We start from the raw sequence: 21,788 nt of genomic DNA on the forward strand, positions 1-21,788 counted from the left end.
GGCAGGTTTTGGGGCCGCTACGCGCCCCAGCGCAGGGCAAGCCTGCTCGCCACACTAAGCCTGCTTGCCACAACACGCTCGCTCGGCATAGGAATCAAGGCTGGCCGGCGAGGGCCTGATTCACGGCCAGCCAGCCCGCTACGGCCTCTTCACCAGCCTCACTGAATGCGCGCTGCAACAGCTTCACCTGTTCGCGGCGCAACGACTGCTCAAAACGCTGGCCTTCTTCCGTCAGTTCCAGCAGGCGTTTGCGCTTGTCGGCCTCGGACGCGACGCTTTCAACCAGGTGCATTTCCTGCAATTGGCGCAGCGGCATGTTCAACGCCTGCTTGCTCACCCCTAGCAATTCCAGCAACTCCTTCACGCTCAAGGCCGGGTAGCGTGCGATAAAAAACACGATGCGCTGGTGCACACGGCTCAGGCCCCGACGCTCGAGCATTTCGTCGGCCTTGGCGGTAAAGGCCTGGTAGCCGAAGAAGAAGGCTTCCATGGCTTGCTGTTGGCTGCCCTGGTTTTTAAGGTCAAGCATATTGACGTATCCACGCGAGTCGTCGTAATTTCGGTCAACTAGTTTGACGTATTTGCCCGCGACTTCGCTACCGGTGACCCTATGGCCTTCTCTGAACGTGTTACGCGCCTCAAAAGCTCCTTGATCCGTGAAATCCTCGCGGCGGCCCAGCGCCCGAACGTGATGTCGTTCGCTGGTGGCCTGCCGGCCGAAGCCATGTTGCCAGCGTTGAATTGGGATGACCTGCCACTGAATATCGGCCAATACGGCATGAGCGAAGGCGAGCCGCAATTGCGTGAACTGCTCGCCGCCGAGGCCCGCGCCCTGGGCGTACCGTGCCAGGCCAGCCAGGTACTGGTGGTCAGCGGTTCCCAGCAAACCCTGGACCTGGCGGCCAAGCTGTATATCGACAAGGGCACTAAAGTCATGCTGGAAGGCCCGACCTACCTGGCTGCACTGCAGATTTTCCAACTGTTCGGCGCCGATTGCCTCACGGTGCAACTGGAGGCCGACGGCCCGAACCTGGCAGCCCTGCGCGCCAGCCTCGAACGCCATCGCCCGGCGTTCATCTACCTCATCCCGACCTTCCAGAACCCATCGGCCGTACGCTACAGCGAAGCCAAGCGCGCAGCCGTGGCTGCCTTGCTCGACGAATTTGGTGTGACCCTGATCGAAGACGAGCCCTACCGCGAGCTGAGCTTCGACGGCGCCAGTGCCCAGCCCATCGCCGGGCGCCTGACGAAAGCCAGTTGGATCTACACCGGCACCGTCTCCAAGACGCTGCTGCCGGGGTTGCGGGTCGGTTACCTGATCGCCAGCGAAGATTTATTCCCGCACCTGCTCAAGCTCAAGCAATCGGCCGACCTGCACACCAATCGCATTGGTCAGTGGCAGGCCATGCAATGGCTCGGTACCGAGCAATACCGGCTGCATCTGGCGCAACTGCGCAGCTTTTACCGCGAGCGCCGCGATGCATTCCAGTCGGCGCTGGAGCGCCACTTTGGCGACTTGGCCGACTGGCAGGTGCCTCAAGGTGGATTATTCTTCTGGCTGACCTTGAAACAGCCGCTCGACACCCGCACCTTGTTGGCGCAAGCATTGGCTCAGGACGTGGCGTTCATGCCCGGTGAACCGTTCTTTTCCGAGCCCGATCAACACCTGGGTTCGTTGCGCCTCAATTTCAGCCATATCGACCCGGCCCGCCTGGACGAAGGTCTCAAGCGCCTGGCCGCGGTAGTCCGTCAAGCACAGCACGCGCAAGCGGCATAAGGGGAGCCCCATGTACAAGGTTTATGGCGATTACAAGTCGGGCAACTGTTACAAGGTCAAATTGATGCTCAACCTGCTGGGCATCCCGTACCAATGGATCGATGTCGACATCCTCAAGGGCGACACCCAGACTGCTGAATTCCTGGCCAAGAACCCGAATGGCAAGATCCCGGTGCTGGAACTTGAAGACGGCACCTGCCTGTGGGAGTCCAACGCGATTCTCAATTTCCTGGCCGATGGCAGCGAATTTTTGCCGGCCGAGCCACGCTTGCGCACGCAAGTGCTGCAATGGCAGTTTTTCGAGCAGTACAGCCACGAGCCGTACATTGCGGTGGCGCGGTTTATCCAGTTTTACCTGGGCTTGCCCGCAGACCGTCTTGAGGAATACAAGAAGCTGCACAAAGGTGGCTACAAGGCCCTCAAAGTCATGGAGCGCCAACTGCAACTGACCCCGTATCTGGTGGGCGATCAATTCTCCATCGCCGATGTGGCGTTGTATGCCTATACCCATGTGGCCCAGGAGGGTGGGTTTGAGCTGGACGCTTATCCGGGTGTGCAGGCGTGGCTGGCGCGGGTGGCCAGTCATCCAAAACACGTAGCGATGATGGATTGAGTTTATGTGGGAGCTGGCTTGCCTGCGATAGCATCAACTCGGGGTAATAGATAAACCGAGGTGTCTGCATCGCAGGCAAGCCAGCTCCCACACAAGCCAGCTCCCAGGCAAGCCAGCTCCCACACAAGCCAGCTCCCACATTGATAGTGTCCAGTTTCAATCCGATGTTGTGCCAGACAGCTCATCACTCAGCAGCTCAAAACAGCGCTGCGCCGCCGGGCTCAGGCCCATCCCGCTGCGACTGATCAAGCCGATCTCGCGGTTCACACCGGGATGGTCGATATTGATTCGCTTCAACCCCGCCAAACTGTCCGCCGCCGACTCTGGCAGCACACTGATGCCCAACCCCTGGCGCACCAACGCCAGCACTGTCGACATGTAGTTGGCTTCCATGCCGGCATTCATTGTCAGCCGTGTCTGATCAAACAACGCGTCCACTTGCTCGCGCACACTGCTGTCGCGCCCGGTGAGGATGATCGGCTGGTCCGCCAATTGCTCCAAGCTCAGTTGGCGATGGTGAGCGAGGGGATGCTTCAGCGGCACAAACGCACACAACCGATCATTGAGCACCGGCAAAAACTCCAGCCCGTGGCTCAGCCGCGCCCGCACGCCGATGCCGAAATCCACCTCGCCTTCACGCACCTGCGCGTGAATGCGATGGGCTACCAGGTCATGCAAACGTACTTCGATGCCGGCAAAGCGTTCACGAAACAGGCGTAAGGCCGGCGGCAGGGCGCCGGCGCACACCGAGGGCAGCGCGGCGATGCTGACCACGCCGCGGCGCAGGGCGGCGAGGTCGCGGGAGCCGGTGACGATGTTGTCCAGGTCCAGCAGCAGTTTTTCCATCGGGCCGCGTGCGTCTTCGCCTGCGGCGGTAATGCTCACATGGCGCGGGCTGCGGTCGAGCAGGGCAACCCCGAGCCAGTCTTCGAGTTGTTGCACCTGTACCGTCAGCGCGGAGGGCGACAAGTGCAGCTCGTTGGCGGCCTTGGTGAAACTGCCGGTGCGGGCTACGGCGAGAAAGGCTTGTATGTGTTGGATGCTGTTCTTCATTTTGTTTTTCCGAACGTGCTAGGCCGAATATTCCAATTTACAAAGACTAACCCGCTTCCAATACTCCAGGTAAAACAATAACCGGCCACCAAGGCCGCTCTGGAGTAACCCATGCTCGCTACCCTGGGTGTCATTACCATCCTGTGCCTGCTCGCTGCCGTCATGAGCAAACGCCTGTCGCCGCTGGTGGCGCTGATCGCCTTGCCGATCATTGCTGCATTGCTCGGCGGTTTCGGCCTGCAAACCAGCGCCTTTATCATTACCGGAATCAAAAACGTCGCCCCGGTGGTGGGCATGTTTGTGTTCGCGATTCTGTTTTTCGGGATCATGACCGACGCCGGTATGCTCGACCCGATCATTGATCGCATCCTGCGCACGGTCGGCACGCGTCCTACACGAATTGTGGTCGGCACTGCGACGTTGGCACTGCTGGTGCACTTGGACGGCTCCGGCGCGGTGACCTTTCTGGTGACGGTGCCGGCGATGCTGCCGCTGTATACGCGGTTGGGCATCGACAAACGTATCCTCGCGTGTGTCTGCGCCATGGCCGCCGGGGTCAATTTCCTGCCGTGGACCGGTCCGGTGCTGCGCTCGTCGGCGGCCTTGCATGTGCCGGTGGCCGACCTGTTCCAGCCGCTGATCCCGGTGCAGATCGTCGGCCTGGTCTTCGTGTTTGCCTGCGCCTGGTGGCTGGGCCGTCGTGAAGAAAAACGCCTGGGCCTGGGCGCCGGTTCCTCGGTGGATGCGGTGCCGCAACGGGTGCTCAGCGACGACGACATCAAGCTGCGGCGCCCACGGCTGTTCTGGGTCAACCTGTTGCTGACCGTGCTGGTGATGGTGGTGATGATTGCCGGTTGGGTCGACCCGGTGGTGATGTTCATGCTCGGCACCGTGGTGGCGCTGTGCATCAACTACCCGAATGTGGACGCTCAACGCGCGCGCATCGATGCCCACGCGAAAACCGCCCTGACCATGGCCAGTATCCTGCTCGCCGCCGGCGTGTTCACCGGCATCATGCAAGGCACCGGCATGCTCAAGGCGATTGCCGAGGTGGCGGTCGCACAGATTCCCGCCGGCCACGGCAAGTTGATCCCGGCGGTGGTGGGCTTTATTTCCATGCCGTTGAGCATGTTGTTTGACCCCGACTCCTACTATTTCGGCGTGATGCCGGTGATCGCCGAGGTCGGCAAAGCCCTGGGCGTCGACCCGCTGCAAGTGGCCCAGGCCTCGTTGCTGGGCGTACACACCACCGGTTTCCCGGTCAGCCCGCTGACACCTGCGACCTTCCTGCTGGTGGGCCTGTGCAAGGTTGAACTGGCCGATCACCAGCGCTTCACCATTCCGTTTCTGTTTGCCGCGTCGGTGTTGATGACCCTGACCGCATTGCTCCTGGGAGTGATTTGAGATGAAAACCTTGCGCATCGGCTCCGGCGCCGGCTACTCCGGCGACCGTATCGAGCCTGCCGTGGAACTGGCCGAACAGGGCGACCTGGATTACCTGGTGTTCGAGTGCCTGGCCGAACGCACCATTGCCCTGGCGCAACAGGCGCGTATCAGCGATCCACAAGGGGGTTACGACCCGCTGCTGAGTGAACGCATGCGCCGGGTGTTGCCATTTGTTGGCGTGAAAGGCCGGCGTCGCCTGCGGGTCATTACCAATATGGGCGCGGCCAACCCGGTGGCGGCGGCCGTTGAAGTGCGGCGCATTGCCAAGGCGTTGAGCCTGGACCTCAAGGTCGTGGCGGTGGTGGGCGATGACGTGTTGAAGGGCTTGCAGCCCGGTTTTTTGCTGGATAACGGCCACACCGTGGGGGCTTTGGGGGAGCGGCTGATATCCGCGAACGCCTACCTGGGCGTCGACGGCATCCTTGAAGCCTTGCGCGCCGATGCCGACGTGGTGATCACCGGGCGCGTGGCCGACCCGTCGCTGTTTTTGGCGCCGCAGATGTTTGAGTTCGGCTGGGCCGCGGACGACTGGCAGCGTCTGGGGCGCGGTACGTTGGTCGGGCATTTGTTGGAATGCGCGGGGCAGGTCAGCGGTGGCTATTTTGCCGATCCCGGCTTAAAGGATGTGGATGAGCTGGCACGTCTGGGTTTCCCGTTGGCCGAAATCGATGCCAATGGTGAAGCTGTGATCACCAAGGTGGCAGGCACCGGCGGGCGGGTCAGCCGTGCGACCTGCACCGAGCAGATGATCTACGAAGTACACGACCCGGCGGCTTACTTGACGCCGGACGTGACGGCAGACTTTTCCCAAGTGAGCTTTGTGGAAGAGGGCGTGGATCGCGTCCGTGCTCAAAACGCCAGTGGGCGCGCTCGGCCTGAACAGTTGAAAGTCAGCGTGGGTTACCTCGATGGATGGATTGGCGAAGGGCAGATGTCCTACGGCGGACCGGGCGCTGTCGCACGGGCTGAGTTGGCGCGGGATATCGTACTCAAGCGCCTTGAACTGATGGGGGTGAAGATGCAGGACCTACGCGCCGAGCTGATTGGAATGGACTCCTTGCACGGCCCCCGCAGCAATGTCGAACCCTGGGAAGTGCGCCTGCGCGTGGCCGCCCGGTGTGAAGATCGCACCGAGGCGGTACGGGTTGGCAACGAAGTGGAAACCCTCTACACCAACGGCCCGTCGGGTGGCGGCGGCGCGAGTAAAAGCGTGCGCCAAGTGGTGGCGGTGGCCTCCTTGCTGCTGCCGCGTAGCGCGGTCAACCCGAGGATCGAAGCATGAAACTGCATACACTGGCCCATTCGCGTACCGGCGATAAGGGCGACACCTCGAACATCTCGATCATCGCCTACCGCGCCGAGGACTATCCGTTGCTGTGCGAACAGCTCACGCCTGAGCGCGTCGCCGCGTTTTTTGCCGGCTTGCGTGAGCCGGGTGCGGCGCCGGTGCGGCGTTATGAATTGCCAAATGTGCAGGCGCTGAATTTCGTGCTGCCGGGGATCCTGCGCGGCGGCGTGACCCGCTCGCTGGCGCTGGACGCCCATGGCAAGTGCCTGGGCTCGGCCTTATTGGATCTGGACTTGGTAATACACAACTAAATGTCGGGGCTGGCTTGTGTGGGAGCTGGCTTGCCTGCGATAGCATCAACTCAGTCTACCTGAATCACAGAGGTGCCTGCATCGCAGGCAAGCCAGCTCCCACTTGGGTTCTTCAGCGGCTGTCAGACCGCCGCAAACCGCTTGTCGAGGTAATCGATGATCACCTTGGAGTCATACATCCAGGTGGTCTGGCCATTCTCTTCGATACGCAGGCACGGCACTTTGATCTTGCCGCCTTGCTCCAACAGAGTCTGGCGGTCCTGTTCGTTGTTTTTCGCGTCCTTGAGCGCCACCGGCACATTCAGGCGGTGCAGGGTGCGGCGAGTCTTCACGCAAAACGGGCAGGCGTGGAACTGATACAGCGTCAGCTCCTTGGCCGCTGCGTTGACCTGTGCCTGTTGCTCGGCAGAACGCTGCTTTTTGCGCGGGCGGGTCAGGAAGTCGCCCGCGATGATGATTTGGCCGAGACCCACTCGAAGTGCTTTGACGAACATGGCTGAAAACCTCTTGCCCATGAAGAAGGGGCCGCAGCTTACCTGAATTTCGCAGGCGAAAAAAAACCGGCGATGAACGCCGGCTTTTCCTTACGCAGCCTGTTACTTGATCAGGCTGAGGAATTCGCTGCGGGTGGCCGCGTTTTCGCGGAACTCACCCAACATCACCGAAGTGATCATCGACGAATTCTGTTTCTCCACACCGCGCATCATCATGCACATGTGCTTGGCTTCGATCACCACCGCCACGCCCAGGGCGCCGGTCACTTGCATCACCGCGTCGGCGATCTGGCGGCTGAGGTTTTCCTGAATCTGCAGGCGGCGAGCATACATGTCGACAATCCGCGCGACCTTCGACAGGCCCAGCACTTTGCCGCTCGGGATATACGCCACATGCGCCTTGCCGATAAACGGCAACAGGTGGTGCTCGCACAGCGAGTACAACTCGATGTCCTTGACCAACACCATTTCGCTGTTGTCGGAGCTGAACAAGGCACCGTTGGTGACTTCTTCCAGCGTCTGTTCATAGCCGCGGCAAAGGTACTGCATCGCCTTGGCGGCACGCTTTGGCGTGTCGAGCAGGCCCTCGCGGGAAACGTCCTCGCCGAGCTGGCCGAGGATCGCGGTATAGTTTTGTTCCAATGTCACAGGACTGTTTCCGTATGGGTTTCAGAACGGTACGGTGTATGCCTGTACCAATGTGAAGCGTTGCCCTGCCCGCAGGAGCGGCGGGTGATGTGGCGCACATAGTAGCGTAGGTAGGCCGACAGTTGTATTCCCAGGCGATAGCGATGTTAGAGTCGGCCTCCGTTGAGGAGGACGTAATGACCCCGCTGGAGCGAAGCATTTCTGAGCGCGCACTGATCTTTGCCAAGGCAAATCGAACCAGGATTGCACGTGAGCTGGCGTGTCTGGCTAATTACCCGGGCGAAAATTATCCGGTTTCGGTATTCATGGTGGGTTCTCCCGGCGCGGGCAAGACAGAAGTCTCCAAATCATTTATTCGCTTGATGGAGGAGGGGGGATCCCGTGCATTGCGTATCGATCCTGATGCTTTCAGGGAATACTTTCCTGATTATACGGGACGAAATTCCAGCCTTTTTCAGCGTGGCGTAACAACGATGGTATAGCGGACTGTCGACTTGGTTTATCAGCAGCGCCAGTCCTTCTTGTTGGATGGAACACTGGCGAATTTTGCTGTGGCTCGAAAAAACATCCAGCGAGCCCTCGATAAGGAAAACAGGTCTGTACAAGTTATCTACGTTTACCAGAAGCCTGAACTGGCTTGGGAGTTAGTACTGGCGCGTGAAGCTGTTGAAGGTCGAAATATCCCGTGCAAAGAGTTCATTCGTCAGTTTTACGCGTCGAAAGCGACGGTATGCCGACTGAAACGTGAATTTATCGGGGCGCTGCAAGTAGATGTGCTTATCAAAGACACCGACGCAGGCGAGTCGCAAATTGGTATCGACCTGTCGGCTGACGAAATTGACGAACTCGTCAGGCAGCCCTACCATCCTGATCAGCTTGAGCAAATTTTGATCGGAGTAGCCTTATGAAAGGCGAAGTTAAGGAAGTCATAGAGAAGTATTCATCGACGACCATGTCAGATTTCTTTCGAAGTGGTTCCGTGGAAGAACGACGTGCGGTGTATCGAAGCGCTGCCGATACCGCGATTACGTTGCAGAAGGCAATGATCTCGCAAGCGAGAGAGAAAAAAGCGAAAGAGCATTTCGACGACTGAAGCGACGATGCCCGATAGCCCAGCTTGTTTGCTGGGCTTTTTTTTGCTTACTCGTCGCGCCCTTCCATCATGGTGCGCTTGAGCATCACATACACCGCACCGGCGCCGCCGTGGCGGGCCTGGCAAGAGGTAAAGCCGAGTACCTGGGCATGCTGGCGCAGCCAGGTGTTGACGTGGCTCTTGATCATGGGGCGCTTGCCGTCAAGGCGCACGGCCTTGCCGTGGGTGACGCGCACGCAGCGGATTTCGAACTTGGTCGCTTCGGCGAGGAAGGCCCAGAGGGTTTCGCGGGCTTTTTCCACGTTCATGCCGTGCAGGTCGAGGCTGCCTTCGAACGGGATCTGGCCGATCTTGAGCTTGCGCATCTGGCTTTCCTGCACGCCGTCGCGGGCCCACATCAGTTCGTCTTCGGGGCCTACATCGATCACGAACTGGTCCGACAGGCCATCCACGGTGGTGGCGTCGGTGCGCACGGTCGCGGCCTGGCGCAGCTTGGCGATCTGCGCCCGGTCGGCCTTGGGTTTGCCGGTGTCGGCACGATCATGCTTGATCGGCTTGACGCCGCGCAGCTCGTTTTTGAACAGGGAAAAATCGTCGTCTTGCATGTCAGCCTCCGCGAAGGCGGGCAGTTTACCTAAATCGCGGCGGCCAGGGCGCAGGAAACGCTATCCAAGCGCCATCAGTCGTGCTTTTTCATCAGGTGTGAGGCGATGTTCAGTGACAGCGGCTGACGCATTTTCCGACGGCTACGACGCCATAACCACACACCCAACCACAGCACCAGCAGCCCGATTACCAACAGGATAGCCGAACCGCCGGGGCTGGCATTCAACTCGCCAAGGGCCGGTGAATGACCAAACAGGCCGGCGCCACCAGCGCCGGCCAACAGCAAACCTACAATGGCCAGCAACGCGGCAAAGCCGGCTACCAGGCGCAGACGCCAATTGCTCGGGCCTTTGGGGCGCAAGCGACGAGCGTCAAAACCATCGGATATCTTCATTCCGACCTTTCCTCCAGGGTATCGGCCCTTCGACCGGAAGATACACAGGTTGTTCCGGCAGCAGCGGTAAATGCGCCAAATGAGAGGGCTTTGCGGATGAGCGGGGCAATAAATACGCCGCTCATCTCGAGGACGATCAGATCAGATCTTTGGTCAACGCGAGGGTGGCGAAGTTGTCGGCCATGATGGCCATTTCAGTTTGCTGTACGTGCTCGGCGCTCAGGATGCCACCTTTGTAAGGCAGGTCACGGGTGGCGCAGGCGTCTTCCACCAGGGTGCAGCGAAAGCCCAGGTTCTTGGCGGCGCGCACGGTGGTGCTGACGCTGGAATGGCTCATGAAACCGCAGACGATCAAGTCCAGGGAGCCGAGGTCTTGCAGGTGTTTCTCCAGGCCCGTGCCATGGAACGCACTGGGCAGCAGTTTGCCGATGATGGTTTCATCGCCTTGGGGTTCCAGGCCAGCAATGAATTCGCCGCGCTCGCCTTGTGGGTCGAACAGGCCACCGACGGTGCCAAGGTGACGCACATGCACGATCGGTCGCCCGGCGTTACGTGCTGCCGCGACCAACTGCTTGATGTTGTCGACCGCCTTGTCCATGCCGGACAGGGCGAGTGGGCCGCTGAGGTATTCCTTCTGGGCGTCGATGATCACGAGGGTCGCATGGTTCAGGTTGGCTGCTGCGTAACCGCGACCGCTGAGTTGAAACATCGTCTTTGGAACGGACATTCTGGGGCTCCTGTGAGGGGGGCTTTTGTCACATTGTCCACTGGCTGAGCAGTTCTGTGAATCGCTACCATCGTAAGGTACGCCGTTGTTGACGTGCAGCCATGTCAAGAGGTGGGCTTGTTTGGCGCAATGATGGCAATTTGGATGAATTCCGACGGATGGTGAAGGGTTTTCGTACATCGTCGGTACAGGCGAAGGCTGTTAGAATCGCCAGTCGTTTTTTCCAGGAGCTTGCCCCCGTGATTACCTCTCGCCTGCGCACGTTGCGCGACCACATCCGTTGGGCTGTCAGCCGTTTCCATGGGGAAGACCTGTTTTTCGGGCATGGCACCGACAACGCCTGGGACGAAGCCCGGCAATTGGTGCTCGGCGCCTTGCACCTGCCTTGGGAAATTGCCGACAGCTACCTGGACTGCAACCTCGAAGAAGAGGAAGTCGCCCATGTGCAGCGCTTGCTGCACAAACGCATTCATGAGCGCGTACCGACCGCCTACCTGTTGAAGGAAGCCTGGTTCTGCGGCATGTCGTTTATCGTTGACGAGCGCGTGTTGATCCCGCGTTCACCGATTGGCGAGCTGATCGAAAACCGCTTCGAGCCGTGGCTGGCCCAGCCGCCGGCGCGCATCCTCGACCTGTGCACCGGCTCCGGTTGCATCGGCATCGCCTGTGCCTACGAGTTCCAGGACGCCGAAGTGGTGCTGGGCGACTTGTCCTTCGAAGCCTTGGAAGTGGCTAACCAGAACATTGAGCGTCATGGTGTTGATGAGCGCGTCTACACCGTGCAGGGTGACGGCTTCGACGGTCTGCCGGGCCAGCGTTTCGACTTGATCGTCTCTAATCCGCCGTACGTAGATGCCGAAGATTTCGCCGACATGCCGGATGAATACCAGCACGAGCCGGAACTGGGCCTGGCCTGCGGCGACGATGGTTTGAACCTGGTGCGGCGTATGCTGGCCGAGGCCGCCGACCATCTGACCGAGAAGGGCTTGTTGATTGTTGAGGTCGGCAACAGCCAGGTACACGTCGAGGCGCTGTACCCGGAAGTCGACTTTGCCTGGCTGGACTTTCAGCGCGGTGGGCACGGTGTGTTCATGTTGACGGCTGAGCAGTGCCGGGCACATCAGGCGGTGTTCGCGGCGCGGGTTTAACCCGAACACACGATAGGAACGCGGTCAGTGTGGGAGCGGGCTTGCCTGCGATAGCGGTTTGTCGGTGTACATATCCATTTCTGCGGTAACGGTTTCTATTGGTTCCGCTCTTACAGCGGGTCACTTTTGGCAAACGCCCCAAAAGTAACCAAAAGGTCTGTGCCCCACCACTCGGCACCTCGCTTGGGCTCGGTGTGCCCTCACTCCGGCTCGAATCCGTGGGCCGCCGCGATGGGCCATCCTTGGCCCAGCGCGGCTAACCCGGCGTCCTGCCGGGTTACCCACGGATTCAAGCCTGCGTTCGGCCAGCGTGGTTAACGGGGCGTCTCAGATCAAGATCAAGATCTACAGCACGGCGGCCTGAAAGCCGACCTGAGTGGTTGAAGCAAAAGCCAGATCAAGTGCAAGGCAAAAGCCTATCTGAACACACTGAAGAACTGCTTTTCTGTGGGAGCTGGCTTGCCTGCGATGCAGACACCTCGGTACATCAGGCACACCGAGTTGATGCCATCGCAGGCAAGCCAGCTCCCACCTTTGACCGAGTATGGCTCTGCTGTTGCTTTGGCCCTTACATCCTTTTCGATGACGAAGTCAGCGGTCTTTTGATCTTGATCTGAAATCGCCCCGTTAAACACGACCCCCCAAATCACTGGCGGATTGCGGGCATGCCGAGCCATAGCGAGGCACCGAGTGTTGGGGCGAAGACTTTTTGGTTACTTTTGTGTCTTTATGTACGGACCGGACACATGGTGGACACATGTGCGGGGACATGGTGGACACATTATTGACCATAATCAGGCTTACTAACTTCGATAGTTCGCAAAAAATGATGGCAGAAATAGACATCGAACAGACCATCGCTTTCAGGGTTAGGGCGGATTGCTATGTGTTGCCCTGCCAGGCCTTTTGCGATGCTGAAATAGCTTTTCTGAAAGCGAAAACGGCTGTGATAAACCTTGGCTAATACGTCATCTGGTCCGTATTCAAACTCCGGTAGTTGCTGCGGATAATCCCAAGAACTGCTGCGATAACGGTCCATTGGCACCTTGTATTCCAGCGCCTGATGGGGACGTTGCAGGTTGTATATTTCACGCCATTGATCGAAAGCTAGCTGGGCATCTGCCAGTGTAGAAAAGTGACGCCCGTTAAGGACTTCTGCCTTGAGTGATCGATGGAAACGCTCGATTTTCCCATTTGTTTGCGGATGGTAGGGACGACTGAAACTTATCCGAATTCCCAAACGCACCAGCCAAATGCTCAACTCGGTGATCTCGCCAGGATTACGCGGTGAGCCCCAAGGCGCACCATTGTCGACGTTGATACGTGCTGGTAAACCGTAAATTTCAAATACCTTGCTCATCTTCTCTTTTACGGTGGTACCTCGCTCGTTATCACACGCTTGGATGGCCAGATTGAACCGCGAATGATCGTCCAGGATGGTCAGGGGGTGGCATCGGCCTTGCTGCATTGCAAAGTGGCCTTTGAAATCCATCTGCCAAAGATCGTTGGGCTCAGGATGTTCAAATCTCAGCAGGGCCCCTGGTTCTTTATCTGAGGGTTTAATCAAGCTATGCCGGTGCAAGACATTCGTGACAGTACTGGGGGCAATTCGCTTGTCCAGCATGCTGCTAATTGTGCGTCCGCCCCATGCCGGATGATCTTGGCGAAGTGCAATAACCTCAGCCTCCAGCTCGGCCTGGGTCAGCTTGGGGCTGCTGACGGGCTTACGTGACTTCTCTTGCAGGCCTGCAGAACCGCCGGCCTCGTAGCGTTTTAGCCACTTGTAGGCTGTCTGCGGACTTATGCCGAATCGTCGGCACAGCTCTCGCTTATTACTGCCGGGTTTCTTTGCTAAGGAAACAAACTCTTCTTTTAGGCTCATGGCGTCTCTCGAGTTCCAGGGCATGATGGCCTCCCGGCGCAGTTAGCTTGCCGAGAAGTGTCCACCATGTCCCCGCACACCCGTCAACCATGTGTCCGGTCCGTACATGTCTTTACAAAAGTGACCCGCTGTAAGAGCGGAACCCTACTCAGCCGTTACCGCAGCAACGGATATGTACACCACCAAAAGACCGCTATCGCAGGCAAGCCAGCTCCCACATTTTGAATGCATTCCAACCTTTCAGCGGTGTGTGGCAATCCAGATCAACAACCCCGCCTGAAACACCGTAAACGCCACCAGGCAGGTAATGGTAAAGCGCAGCCCGCTGTCTTCGCGCTTGAACTTGGTGACCTTTTCTTCTTCCTTGCGCAGCTTCACTTCCTGCTCGGCCAGGTTTTGCTCGGCCTGTTGCAGCATTTGCGCCGCCTCAAGGATTTCTACGTACTGCACCTTCTCGGTGTTCCAGCTGTCCAGCACTTCGCTGACTTTGCCGGGTTGCACGTTGCCTTTGAGGTGCTGCACATCGGCGTAGGCCACATCAAAACCCTGGATGCGCAGGAAATGATCGCGCCGCAGGCGTGTGGCTTCGTTGAGTGCGTCCTTGTTGGCGAGGTCCACGCCGTCGACGCGGTAATGTGACCACTTCTTTTTCGCCCACGCGGCACCCTGTGCAACCAGAAAGCGTCCCAGGCCACGGTTGGCCGGTTCGATCTCCAGGCTGTTGCCCGGGCCGAAGTGCACACGGTGCGTCTCGTGGTCTACCCAGATATCCAGGTGGTTCTGCTCGCGGCGCACGCGTTGGCCTGGCAACTGGATCACCATGCGCAACAGGCTGTGTTTTTTGTCATGGCGCTCGGTATAGCCAAACTGCACAAACCGCAGTGGCCGTGCGCCGGTGGCGCGATCGGTGGCCAGGGGCGCCAGGCGCAGCATTTTGAAATGTTCGGCCTGCACGTCCGCCCACGGCAGCGCCGCCGCCTCGACGGCCTCGGGTTTTTCAGCCGGGGTGTCGGCGGTAGAGTCGGGTGTTGCTTCGGTGTTAGTCATGCGGCGCGATCCTGTCCAAGCCCTGCAAGTCGACAGTCTTTTTACTGTCGACTCTGGGCTTATCGGCCGTTTTATTCAGGACTGGAGGCAAATAGTCGCTTAACGGGGTTGAAGTCCGTCGATAAAGCGCACGATACGTTGGCCTAGTTCGGCGGCGAGGGGCAGTTTCGGGTCGTTGTACGACTCCAGCTGTTCCTTCACATCCTTGGGCACGATGCGCATCACGTGGTTCATGCCTTGAATCACGGCCAGCTGTGCGTCCGGTTTGGCCGCCTGTAATTGTTGGGCATCCGCCACGCCCACCTGGATATCGTTGGTGCCCTGGATGATCAACGCCGGCATCGTCAGTTTGGCGAAGGCGGCCGACGGGTCGGCACGAAACAGGCTGATCAGGTACGGCTGCACGCTGGGGCGGAAAATGCCTTCCAGCGGGCGCGGTACGTCGGCATCCACCTGGCCGGCCTTGAGGTGATCGAGAATTTCATTACTGCGCAACAACAGGGCCGGCGGCAGGTGGTCTGCCAGTTGCTGGCGGATCACCTGGTCCACCGGCCGCGCGCTGCCGGACAGCGAAATAACCCCGGCCGGGTCGAGCTGCGGTGCGGCGAGGGCGGCGACCAGCGCGCCTTCGCTATGGCCCAGCACAATCAATTGGCCCATGCGGCTGTCAACCTTGAGCAGCTTGCCCCAGGCCACTGCATCGGCCACATAGGCATCCAGGCTGAGGTTGCGTTCGTCGGGAGTGGCGGCCAGGCTCGCGGCTACGCCGCGTTTGTCGTAGCGCACGCTGGCGATGTTATTGCGCGCCAGCACCCACGCCAGGCGTTTGAGGCTGTCGTTGCGCGCGCCATCGGCGCTGTTGCCGTTGCGGTCGGTGGGGCCGGAGCCGGCGATGATCAGCACCACGGGCACAGGTTTGTCGGATTTTGGCAGTAGAAGCGAACCAAACAACTCGCCGCTGCCGGTGTCCAGGCTGATCGGCCGTTGCAACACGACGGGGGAGGCGGCGAAGCCAACGCTGGAAAACAAGGTAAGGGTCAAAAGCAAAACTCGCAGCATCATCACGCCATCATCAGGAAGGTGCCGGTTGGACCAACGTCTACCGGTAAGGTTTCGAGGATGAACTAGTCGGTTAGCCTGCGTATACTGGCCGCCTTAAGTTATTACGGTTGAGTTGATTCAACTGATTTCACGGAGCGCTCTGCATGTCCGGCAATACCTTCGGCAAGCTGTTCACTGTCACCACCGCGGGCGAAAGCCATGGCCCGGCGTTGGTCGCCATTGTCGACGGCTGCCCGCCAGGCCTCGAGTTGTCTGTGGAAGACCTGCAGCGTGACCTCGACCGCCGCAAGCCCGGCACCAGCCGCCACACCACCCAGCGCCAGGAGCCCGACGAAGTCGAGATCCTCTCCGGCGTGTTCGAAGGCCGCACCACCGGCTGCGCCATCGGCCTGTTGATCCGCAACACCGACCAGAAGTCCAAGGACTACTCGGCGATCAAGGATCTGTTCCGCCCGGCCCACGCCGACTACACCTACCACCACAAATACGGCGAGCGCGACTACCGTGGCGGTGGCCGCAGCTCGGCGCGCGAAACCGCCATGCGCGTGGCCGCTGGCGCCATTGCCAAGAAATACCTGGCCACCCAGGGCATCGTGATCCGTGGCTACATGAGCCAGTTGGGGCCGATTGAGATCCCGTTCAAGACCTGGGACAGCGTCGACGACAACGCCTTCTTCAGCCCCGACCCGGACAAGGTGCCGGAACTGGAAGCCTATATGGACCAGTTGCGCCGCGATCAGGATTCGGTGGGTGCCAAGATCACCGTGGTCGCCGAAGGCGTCAAACCGGGCCTGGGCGAGCCGATCTTCGACCGCCTCGACGCCGAACTGGCCCACGCGCTGATGAGCATCAATGCGGTCAAGGGCGTTGAAATCGGCGCCGGTTTTGCCTGTGTCGCCCAGCGTGGTACCGAGCATCGCGATGAAATGACCCCGCAAGGTTTTCTCAGCAACAACGCGGGTGGCATCCTCGGCGGTATTTCCTCCGGCCAGCCGATTGTTGCGCACCTGGCCCTTAAGGCCACGTCGAGCATCACCACGCCGGGCCGTTCGATCGATGTGCACGGCAACCCGGTGGACGTGATCACCAAGGGCCGCCACGACCCATGCGTGGGCATCCGCGCCACGCCGATTGCCGAGGCGATGATGGCCATCGTGTTGATGGACCACCTGCTGCGCAACCGTGGGCAAAACGCCGATGTGCAGGTGAGTACGCCGGTGTTGGGCCAGCTGTGACGGCTTGTGGCGAGGGAGCTTGCTCCCGCTGGGCTGCGCAGCAGCCCCAAAGCCTGCAACCCGGTATCAGCTGGAAAAATGCGGCGCTTCTATTGGGGCCGTTTCGCAGCCCGGCGCGAGCAAGCTCACTCGCCACAAGGCACTTATGCTGACGGGAGCGCTCCCATACTGGCGCCTCTCCAGCTTCTACCTCTTCTACTTCGCCCTGCTCGGGGCGACGGCGCCGTTCCTGGCGCTGTACTTCGACCACCTGGGGTTCTCCAGCGCGCGCATCGGCGAACTGGTGGCCATCCCCATGCTGATGCGCTGCGTGGCGCCCAACCTGTGGGGCTGGCTCGGCGACTACACCGGCCGGCGCCTGGCTATCGTGCGTTTCGGTGCGGTGTGTACCCTGGCGAGTTTTTCGCTGATCTTCTTCAGCAAAACCTACGCCTGGCTGGCCCTGGTCATGGCGTTGCATGCGTTCTTCTGGCACGCGGTGCTGCCGCAGTTTGAAGTGATCACCCTGGCGCACTTGCAAAAGCAAACGGCGCGCTACAGCCAGATCCGCCTGTGGGGCTCCATCGGTTTTATCCTCACCGTGGTGATCATGGGGCGCCTGTTCGACGGGCTGAGCCTGGACATTTACCCGGTGGTGGTCGTGGTGATCATGGCCGGCATTATTGGCGCCAGCCTGTGGGTGCCGAACGCGCAGCCCGCCGTCCAGGGCAACCGCCTCGCCGGCGACGGTTTCCTCAAGCAATTGCGCAGCCCAGGCGTACTGGCGTTTTATGCCTGCGTGGCCTTGATGCAAATGAGTCATGGCCCGTATTACACCTTCCTGACCCTGCACCTTGAACATTTGGGTTATAGCCGTGGCGTGATCGGCATGCTGTGGGCACTGGGCGTGGTCGCGGAAGTGCTGATGTTCCTGGCCATGAGCCGCATCCTCACGCGCTTTTCGGTGCGCCGGGTGCTGCTGGCCAGTTTTGTGTTGGCGGCTATTCGCTGGCTGCTGTTGGGTTCATTTGCCGAAATCTTCTGGGTGCTGTTGCTGGCGCAGGTGCTGCACGCCGCTACGTTCGCCAGCTTTCATGCGGCCGCCATCGCCTTTGTGCAACGCAGCTTCGGCGCCAAACAACAAGGTCAGGGGCAGGCGCTGTACGCGGCACTGGCCGGCACCGGCGGCGCGTTGGGTGCCCTTTACGCAGGCTACAGCTGGAACCTGTTGGGCCCGACCCTGACCTTCAGCATCGCCAGCGTCGCCGCTCTGGCCGCCGCCATTATCATTGGCCTTCGATTGCAAGAGCCGAATACAGGAACCGAACAATGAGTTATGTCGCTGTTTACGCTATCGCCACGCCGGATACCCCGAACAAGGTCCTGACCCATTTTGACGACATCGTCTCGACCCTGGCCGAGCACGCTGTGCGCTTTGCGCGCTGGCAGCCGGCGCCGATTGAGAAGGGCGCCAGTGATGCAGACATGCTCGCCGCGTACCAGCCGCAGCTCGATGCCCTCGGCTACGCTGCGGTGGAGGTGCTCAGGGCGGCGGGCGATCCGGCGCAGAACGCACAATTGCGTGCACGGTTGCTCGATGAGCGTCGCTACAGCGAAGACGCAGTGCATTTCTTCATCGCAGGCCAAGGCCAGTTCAACCTGCACCTGGGCGACTATGTATACGCCGTGCGTTGTGAGAAAAATGACTTGCTGGTGATTCCAGCCGGCATGCCGCATTGGTTCGACATCGGCGAGAACCCGCACTGTGTCACCTTGCGTATGTTCAACACCGCTAAAGGCTGTGAGCCTCAACTCACTGGCGACACTATTGCCGATGGTTTTCCCGGTTTGGACGACTAAGCACAGATAGTTAAATGTTCCACCCAGGCAAGTTGGAAGTTGTTGTGGGAATAAGCCTAATTATCTGTAGGGCGTAGCTGTTTCTGCTGCGCCCTATGCTTTCAATCCATTCGTTATGTAACTCTCTGCGCACTCGATGTTTATATCACCTGTCAATAGCAGGAATACGAAAGGTGATAGGGCATCCACTACATAAGGAGAGATAACAATGAGTGGCCCAGAGCAGTCGTGTCACACGCCGGTGGACGCGCCAATGACCGTTAGAAGACGTCTGAGCCTGGGCGGCAAGCCCCTCACCCCCACAGAACTGGAAATTTTGCGCTGGGCCTCGGAAGGCAAGACCGTCTGGGAAATCAGCCAGATTCGGGCGACCTCTGAAGCCACCGTCAAATTTCATCTGCGCAATATCTACGGCAAGCTGGAAGTCACCAACCGCGTACAGGCGATGAATGCGGCCAGCCGACAAGGCTTGTGCTGAAGCCACACAAAAAAGGGCCGCGACGCCTGTAAGCGTCGCGGCCCTTTTTGCTTATCGGTTGCTTATGCCGAGTGGTAGGTCGGCAGGGCAAAGCGGTTCTGGCTTTGCAGCATCGAAATCTGCGGCAGTTCACTGGCTTGTTCGGCCAGGTCGCGGCGGATGGCGCTGATCACCCAAGTCAGTTGGTCAGCGGTGTGCAGCTGTTGATACGAGATCGAGCGCTTGACCTGTTTGCCTTCGCTATTGCGCAGGGTCAGCAGGATACCGCCGTCTGGACGTGGCTGAGTGGTGACGTCGTATTGGGAGAATACAGAAGCGAATTTATCTTGGATCAGGCTCATGTCTATCAGCTCCGTTGGCTCAAGTTGGCAAGCATGGAGAGATAGGTGCAGTGATTGTGCCAGTATTGGATATCTTAAAAAATCGTTATAAATCAACCAGTTAAAAATTTTCCAAATTTTCAGTTTCGTGCAATTTGCATGAATGGCCATCGTGCATCCTGCATTTTGCGTTATCTGCGGCGACCGTTTCGGGCCGGCCTTAAAGATAATGACTGCCTCGACGGAGCAAAATTCCCTTTCTGTGGTGGCTGGCTCGGGATACAAAACTTTTCAAATCCCGCATGTACAGCCAAAGAATGGCAGGCGTATTTTCCTGCAACGCATTCGGCATCTGCTCACAGGGCTGCCGCTATCCCTGGATCATACGAAGAATAAGAAAAAGGACGTTCCGCCATGAGCCATCAGCAAGACGACATGATTACGTGGGGCAAGCTCTTACGTAAGGTGCCTACGATTGTTCGAGCTTTGCCACGCGTGGTGCGCGGCATGCGCGCCGCGAATGTCACCGACCCCGCGCAGCCTTGCGGCCTCGGTTGGCACTTTGAACAGGCTGCGTTGCGCAACCCCGACGGCGCGGCGTTGTTGTATGGCGACAGCGTGCTCAGCTATCGCGAAGCCAACCAACGCGCCAATCGCATGGCTCATTATCTTCAGGCGCAGGGCATCGGCAAGGGTGATGTGGTCGCGCTGTTTATTGAAAACCGCCCGGAACTGCTCCTAAGCGTATTGGCCGTGGCCAAGCTGGGCGGTATCTGCGCCATGCTCAACACCGCGCAAACCCAGGCTGCGCTGGTGCACAGCCTGAACCTGGTGAACCCGGTGGCGATCGTAGTAGGCGCGGAATTGGAATCCGCCTATGCGGCCGTGCGCGATCAAGTGTCGATCGCGGCCGAACGCAGCTGGTTTGTGGCTGATCAGTCTTCAAACCTGGTGCCGCAGGGCTACACCGACCTGATGGCCGCCAGCGCCGACAGCCTGCTGGACAACCCTGCCAGCAGCGGGCAGATCTTCTTCAACGACCCGTGTTTTTATATCTACACCTCCGGCACTACCGGTTTGCCCAAGGCCGGCATCATGAAACACGGGCGCTGGACCAAGACGGCGGTGAGTTTCGGCAGCATCGCCCTCGACATGGGGCCGCAAGACGTCCTGTATTGCACCTTGCCGCTGTACCACGCCACCGGCCTGTGTGTGTGCTGGGGCTCGGCGATTGTCGGCGCATCTGGGTTCGCCATCCGGCGTAAATTCAGCGCCAGCCAGTTCTGGGATGATGCGCGCAAATTCAACGCAACCACTTTGGGGTATGTCGGTGAGCTGTGCCGCTACCTGCTGGACCAGCCGCCCAGTGCGCAGGATCGCGACAATAAAGTCACCAAGATGGTCGGCAATGGCTTGCGCCCCGGTGTCTGGGCGCAGTTCAAGCAGCGTTATGGCGTCGAGCACATCTGCGAGCTGTATGCCGCCAGCGACGGCAACATCGGTTTTACCAATGTGCTGAATTTCGACAACACCATCGGCTTTTGCCTGCAGCATTGGGCGCTGGTGGAGTACTCCCACGAAACCGGCGAGCCGCTGCGTGGCAGCGATGGTTTCCTGCGCAAGGTGCAAACCGGCGGGCAGGGCTTGCTGCTGGCCAGGATCGATGAAAAGTCACCCTTCGACGGCTACACCGACCCGGAAAAGAACCGCAAAGTGGTGCTCACCGACGTGTTCGAGAAGGGTGACCGCTACTTCAATACCGGCGACTTGTTGCGCAGCATTGGTTTTGGCCATGCGCAATTTGTCGATCGCCTGGGCGACACCTACCGCTGGAAGGGCGAAAACGTCTCCACCACCGAAGTGGAAAATGTGTTGCTGCAGCACCCGCAGATCGCCGAAGTAGTTGCCTATGGCGTCGAGATCGAAAACACCAATGGCCGCGCCGGCATGGTTGCCATCACCCCAAGTGAATCCTTGGCGGCGCTGGACATGCGTGAGCTGTTGCAGTTTGCCCACGGCCAATTGCCGCACTATGCGGTGCCGTTGTTTTTGCGCATCAAGGTCAAGATGGAAACCACCGGCACCTTCAAATACCAGAAGGTCAAGCTCAAGGAGGAAGCCTTCGACCCGGACAAGGCCGGTAACGACCCGGTGTACGCGTGGCTGCCGGGCTCCGACAGTTATGTACCGGTCACAGGGCAATTGCTGGCGCAGATCCAGGGCGGGCAGTTCCGTTATTGATTCTGGCTATGAGTGCTTTTGACAAAAAAGCCATGACAGCAGGGAACTCCCTCGCGACACTGGGCGCCTTATACACATTCCCAGAC

23 protein-coding genes and 1 pseudogene are annotated in these 21,788 nt (G+C 59.4%); 13 read left to right on the plus strand and 11 right to left on the minus strand.

The features are described from left to right. Positions 1–94: 94 nt before the first annotated feature. Positions 95–529: a MarR family winged helix-turn-helix transcriptional regulator gene (locus P5706_RS09610; RefSeq protein ID WP_285679081.1), complete on the minus strand. Its 435-nt coding sequence runs from the start codon at positions 527–529 to the stop codon at positions 95–97. A gap of 81 nt (positions 530–610) precedes the next feature. On the opposite strand from P5706_RS09610, the gene P5706_RS09615 reads away from it, so the two are divergent. Beyond that, positions 611–1,777 carry an aminotransferase-like domain-containing protein gene (locus P5706_RS09615; protein ID WP_285679082.1) on the plus strand — a complete coding sequence of 389 codons (1,167 nt, stop codon included), beginning with the start codon at positions 611–613 and terminating at the stop codon, positions 1,775–1,777. Positions 1,778–1,787: 10 nt separating this feature from the next. Continuing rightward, positions 1,788–2,390 carry a glutathione S-transferase family protein gene (locus P5706_RS09620; RefSeq protein WP_285679083.1) on the plus strand — a complete coding sequence of 201 codons (603 nt, stop codon included), beginning with the start codon at positions 1,788–1,790 and terminating at the stop codon, positions 2,388–2,390. A gap of 156 nt (positions 2,391–2,546) precedes the next feature. Here P5706_RS09620 and P5706_RS09625 read toward each other — a convergent pair whose 3' ends face one another. Next, entirely contained in the window at positions 2,547–3,443 is an 897-nt protein-coding gene (locus P5706_RS09625) for a LysR family transcriptional regulator (protein WP_285679084.1), read from the minus strand. Positions 3,444–3,554: 111 nt separating this feature from the next. On the opposite strand from P5706_RS09625, the gene P5706_RS09630 reads away from it, so the two are divergent. The 3 genes from P5706_RS09630 to P5706_RS09640 are packed head-to-tail and all read left to right on the plus strand — an operon-like array spanning position 3,555 to position 6,488. Next, positions 3,555–4,847: a CitMHS family transporter gene (locus P5706_RS09630; protein WP_200431268.1), complete on the plus strand. Its 1,293-nt coding sequence runs from the start codon at positions 3,555–3,557 to the stop codon at positions 4,845–4,847. A gap of 1 nt (position 4,848) precedes the next feature. Next, positions 4,849–6,171, plus strand: coding sequence for an acyclic terpene utilization AtuA family protein (locus P5706_RS09635; protein ID WP_285679085.1), 1,323 nt, complete (start codon positions 4,849–4,851; stop codon positions 6,169–6,171). After that, positions 6,168–6,488 (plus strand): AtuA-related protein, encoded by a 321-nt coding sequence (locus P5706_RS09640; protein ID WP_200431270.1) that lies wholly within the window; start codon positions 6,168–6,170, stop codon positions 6,486–6,488. Before P5706_RS09635 ends, P5706_RS09640 begins: the two co-directional genes overlap by 4 nt. 122 nt (positions 6,489–6,610) lie before the next feature. Here P5706_RS09640 and P5706_RS09645 read toward each other — a convergent pair whose 3' ends face one another. Continuing rightward, positions 6,611–6,982, minus strand: coding sequence for a glutathione S-transferase N-terminal domain-containing protein (locus P5706_RS09645; protein ID WP_017137834.1), 372 nt, complete (start codon positions 6,980–6,982; stop codon positions 6,611–6,613). 102 nt (positions 6,983–7,084) lie between these two features. After that, entirely contained in the window at positions 7,085–7,630 is a 546-nt protein-coding gene (gene folE / locus P5706_RS09650; protein ID WP_019826593.1) for a GTP cyclohydrolase I FolE, read from the minus strand. 176 nt (positions 7,631–7,806) lie between these two features. Here folE and P5706_RS09655 point away from each other — a divergent pair. Beyond that, positions 7,807–8,538, plus strand: a pseudogene (locus P5706_RS09655) (zeta toxin family protein). Beyond that, positions 8,535–8,723 (plus strand): hypothetical protein, encoded by a 189-nt coding sequence (locus tag P5706_RS09660; protein WP_200431272.1) that lies wholly within the window; start codon positions 8,535–8,537, stop codon positions 8,721–8,723. Before P5706_RS09655 ends, P5706_RS09660 begins: the two are co-directional and overlap by 4 nt. Positions 8,724–8,770: 47 nt before the next feature. On the opposite strand, the gene P5706_RS09665 is transcribed toward P5706_RS09660, so the two are convergent. The 3 genes from P5706_RS09665 to P5706_RS09675 form a co-directional block, all read right to left on the minus strand. Next, the gene (locus P5706_RS09665) at positions 8,771–9,328 is read right to left on the minus strand and encodes a Smr/MutS family protein (RefSeq protein ID WP_017137833.1); all 558 of its coding nucleotides are present in this window, start codon (positions 9,326–9,328) and stop codon (positions 8,771–8,773) included. A gap of 74 nt (positions 9,329–9,402) precedes the next feature. Further along, positions 9,403–9,723, minus strand: a complete 321-nt coding sequence (locus P5706_RS09670; RefSeq protein WP_056861118.1) for a hypothetical protein — start codon at positions 9,721–9,723, stop codon at positions 9,403–9,405. 136 nt (positions 9,724–9,859) lie between these two features. Next, complete coding sequence (locus P5706_RS09675) at positions 9,860–10,450, minus strand: cysteine hydrolase family protein (RefSeq protein ID WP_285679087.1); 591 nt, start codon at positions 10,448–10,450, stop codon at positions 9,860–9,862. Between the two features lie 239 nt (positions 10,451–10,689). Here P5706_RS09675 and prmB point away from each other — a divergent pair, with 239 nt between their 5' ends. Next, the gene (gene prmB, locus P5706_RS09680; protein WP_058420625.1) at positions 10,690–11,598 is read left to right on the plus strand and encodes a 50S ribosomal protein L3 N(5)-glutamine methyltransferase; all 909 of its coding nucleotides are present in this window, start codon (positions 10,690–10,692) and stop codon (positions 11,596–11,598) included. Between the two features lie 781 nt (positions 11,599–12,379). On the opposite strand, the gene P5706_RS09685 is transcribed toward prmB, so the two are convergent. From P5706_RS09685 to P5706_RS09695, 3 genes are all read right to left on the minus strand, one after another. After that, entirely contained in the window at positions 12,380–13,504 is a 1,125-nt protein-coding gene (locus tag P5706_RS09685; RefSeq protein WP_285679088.1) for an IS481 family transposase, read from the minus strand. A 216-nt stretch (positions 13,505–13,720) separates the two neighbouring features. Next, entirely contained in the window at positions 13,721–14,527 is an 807-nt protein-coding gene (locus P5706_RS09690) for a hypothetical protein (protein WP_285679089.1), read from the minus strand. A gap of 99 nt (positions 14,528–14,626) precedes the next feature. Further along, a complete protein-coding gene (locus tag P5706_RS09695; RefSeq protein WP_285679090.1) occupies positions 14,627–15,589 on the minus strand; it encodes an alpha/beta hydrolase in 963 nt (320 codons plus the stop codon). Between the two features lie 143 nt (positions 15,590–15,732). Between P5706_RS09695 and aroC the strand changes: the two genes are divergently transcribed. The 4 genes from aroC to P5706_RS09715 all read left to right on the plus strand — a co-directional run bounded on the left by aroC (position 15,733) and on the right by P5706_RS09715 (position 19,141). Beyond that, on the plus strand, positions 15,733–16,824 hold the full coding sequence (gene aroC, locus P5706_RS09700; RefSeq protein ID WP_200431277.1) for a chorismate synthase: 1,092 nt from the start codon (positions 15,733–15,735) through the stop codon (positions 16,822–16,824). A gap of 148 nt (positions 16,825–16,972) precedes the next feature. After that, a complete protein-coding gene (locus tag P5706_RS09705; RefSeq protein WP_285682694.1) occupies positions 16,973–18,136 on the plus strand; it encodes an MFS transporter in 1,164 nt (387 codons plus the stop codon). Further along, on the plus strand, positions 18,133–18,663 hold the full coding sequence (locus P5706_RS09710) for a 1,2-dihydroxy-3-keto-5-methylthiopentene dioxygenase (protein ID WP_285679091.1): 531 nt from the start codon (positions 18,133–18,135) through the stop codon (positions 18,661–18,663). The genes P5706_RS09705 and P5706_RS09710 overlap by 4 nt, the downstream gene beginning before the upstream one ends. A gap of 208 nt (positions 18,664–18,871) precedes the next feature. Further along, positions 18,872–19,141 (plus strand): response regulator transcription factor, encoded by a 270-nt coding sequence (locus tag P5706_RS09715; RefSeq protein WP_285679092.1) that lies wholly within the window; start codon positions 18,872–18,874, stop codon positions 19,139–19,141. Between the two features lie 62 nt (positions 19,142–19,203). Here the strand turns inward: P5706_RS09715 and P5706_RS09720 are convergent, their stop codons facing one another. After that, complete coding sequence (locus P5706_RS09720; RefSeq protein WP_016970113.1) at positions 19,204–19,482, minus strand: DUF3509 domain-containing protein; 279 nt, start codon at positions 19,480–19,482, stop codon at positions 19,204–19,206. Between the two features lie 393 nt (positions 19,483–19,875). On the opposite strand from P5706_RS09720, the gene P5706_RS09725 reads away from it, so the two are divergent. After that, a complete protein-coding gene (locus P5706_RS09725; protein ID WP_285679093.1) occupies positions 19,876–21,702 on the plus strand; it encodes a long-chain-acyl-CoA synthetase in 1,827 nt (608 codons plus the stop codon). Positions 21,703–21,788 lie beyond the last annotated feature (86 nt).

Origin of the sequence: Pseudomonas sp. ChxA, from assembly GCF_030263855.1 — a bacterium.
Classification (GTDB): domain Bacteria; phylum Pseudomonadota; class Gammaproteobacteria; order Pseudomonadales; family Pseudomonadaceae; genus Aquipseudomonas; species Aquipseudomonas fluorescens_CB.